Annotated in this window: 2 protein-coding genes; both read left to right on the top strand. The window is 61.1% G+C overall.

What is annotated here, in order from left to right:
* The first annotated feature begins 202 nt into the window (after positions 1-202).
* Positions 203-394: a hypothetical protein gene (locus P5540_19825; GenBank protein ID HRT67063.1), complete on the top strand. Its 192-nt coding sequence runs from the start codon at positions 203-205 to the stop codon at positions 392-394.
* Between the two features lie 125 nt (positions 395-519).
* Positions 520-2,167: hypothetical protein (locus P5540_19820; GenBank protein HRT67062.1), on the top strand; the 1,648-nt coding region annotated here is incomplete at its 3' end.

Below are 2,167 nucleotides of genomic sequence, written 5' to 3'. Positions count from 1 at the left end.
GCCGGCGAAGTCGAGGCCCGGTTCGTGCAGCGTCGCCTCGACATGCCGCCAATGCAGCGCAAGGCCGTCCCGCCGTGGCAGACGATGGAAACCATGCTCCGCGAGGAAGGCTTGCTCAAGCCAGGCCAAAAGCCGGAGGACGCGCTGATTTTCAGGAAAGAGCTTGCCGGAAGCCCGGCAGAGAGTAGGATGGAGGCAGGATATGGAACAGCAGGCGAAAATGAAGCAGGAATGGCGGGACGTCAAGACGGGGGACAACTTCCCGCTGGTGCTGCCGCTGGATATGCCGGACGGGACGCGCTTCCTTTTGGCGACCGAGACGGACGGCAAGGGGCACTTCCGGATCAAGAACGCCGAGAAGTTCAAGCGCCTGCACGACTTGGGCGGGAAATAGCCGAAGCGGAAGACACCGCCGCCGAGATCGAGCGGCACCGCGCCGGAACCTACGCGGCCAACTTCGCCGACGCCGAGCCCGCGCCGGAATACGCCGACACGCCGGAGGCGCAGGACGCCGCCGCCATGCTGAAGGCACACGGGGTGGAGCGCGTCCACGCCGTACGCGGCATGAAGTCGCTGGCCGTGCGGATGCCGGACGGAACCGTGTTCCTCGACGAATCGCTGGGGGCCGGATCGACCGGGACCGCCCTGCACGAGCTGGTCCACAAGTGGAAGCGGGAAGGAAACCAGAAAGTAAAGCGAATTGAAAATGCTTTCCAGCGCAGCACGGCGGCCGCCAAGCGGTTCATCCTGAAACTGGCCGATTCCGTCGAGTCCGCCATCGGGAACCGCGCCGCCGCCGAAGCCTATGCCGACGAACACGCCGCGGAGGAGGCCGCCGCTATCGCGCTCGACCAAGCCACGGAAAGCGGCGGGAAGTCCGCCCTCGGGCTGGAGAAGTCCGACATCCTCGCGGCCTTCGGCGGGATGGCGAAGCAGGTCGAGAACATGGCGCGCGCGCTGGCCGACAAGGCGCAGGCGGCCAAGCTGGCATATCTGGACGGGAAGGCGGAGCAGGCCGCGCCGGAGGCGGACGCAACCGACCGCGCCTACCTAGCCGCCGTAGAGCGCGGCGACATGGAAACCGCGCAGAGGATCGTGGACGAGGCGGCGAAGCGGGCGGCAATAGATTTACCTTCCGCTTATGTTGGTGTTCCAAATTCATTGATGGGTTTTAGAAAATCCGGTCAAAACAAAAGCTATTCTGAAAGCAATTTTAAGACAGAGATCGTGGTAGTTATTACAAACGAAAACGAGACGTTTGTAGACGGCATGAAAGGTCTTAATGTATCTCATGCAATGGAGCGTGCCCGCAGAAATTGGTTTGGAGATTCCGTTAAATTTGCAGGGGTTGGAACGCCAGATCCAATCGTCCGCGACGACGCCGGCCGCATCATCCCGCCAAGCGAGCGGTTCAACCCGCACATGGCGCGCGCGCTGGCCGACAAGGCGCAGGCGGCCAAGCTGGCATATCTGGACGGGAAGGCGGAGCAGGCCGCGCCGGAGGCGGACGCAACCGACCGCGCCTACCTAGCCGCCGTAGAGCGCGGCGACATGGAAACCGCGCAGAGGATGGTGGACGAGGCGGCGATGAAGGCGGGGTATATCCTCGATGTTGACCACCAGACCAATGAAAAGTTCACGGCGTTTGAAGCTGGCGAATTAGGATTCCACTTGGGCAAAAACATTCCAGACGGGATGCTTGGCGCGGAAACCATGCGGCTCAAGGCGGCTATTAAAAACCCGTTGAGGCTGGACGATGCCGGGGCTTGGAATTTGAATGCCGATTCCCGTAAGAACGTCATCACCCAGTTGTGGCAACAAGACATCATCACGGACGAGGAAATGTCCGATCTTCGGTCACAAGCCGAATTTGCCAATGAAGAACTGCAACGGCGATGGGGTGAACGCCAATATGACGATTTCGGGTACAAAAAAGACCTGTACAAGATGACCGGGTTTATTCGGGATGTCATCAAGGAAAAGGGTTATGACGGGATCGTTTACCGGAACGAGGCGGAAGGCTACGAAGATAGCTACATCGCGTTCGATTCTTCGCAGTTGAAATCCGCCGCCGCCATCGTGCGCGACGACCAAGGCCGCGTGATCCCGTTGAGCGAGCGGTTCAACCCGCAGAGCGACGACATCCGCTACGCCGCCTCCCGCCCGC

The organism is Candidatus Hydrogenedentota bacterium (genome assembly GCA_035450225.1).
Lineage (GTDB): Bacteria > Hydrogenedentota > Hydrogenedentia > Hydrogenedentales > SLHB01 > DSVR01.
This window is presented reverse-complemented; position numbering and strand designations above follow the sequence as displayed.

Coding starts and splice junctions, on each gene's coding strand:
- P5540_19825 (HRT67063.1), top strand. CDS start 203: ATGGAACAGCAGGCGAAAATGAAGCAGGAATGGCGGGACGTCAAGACG.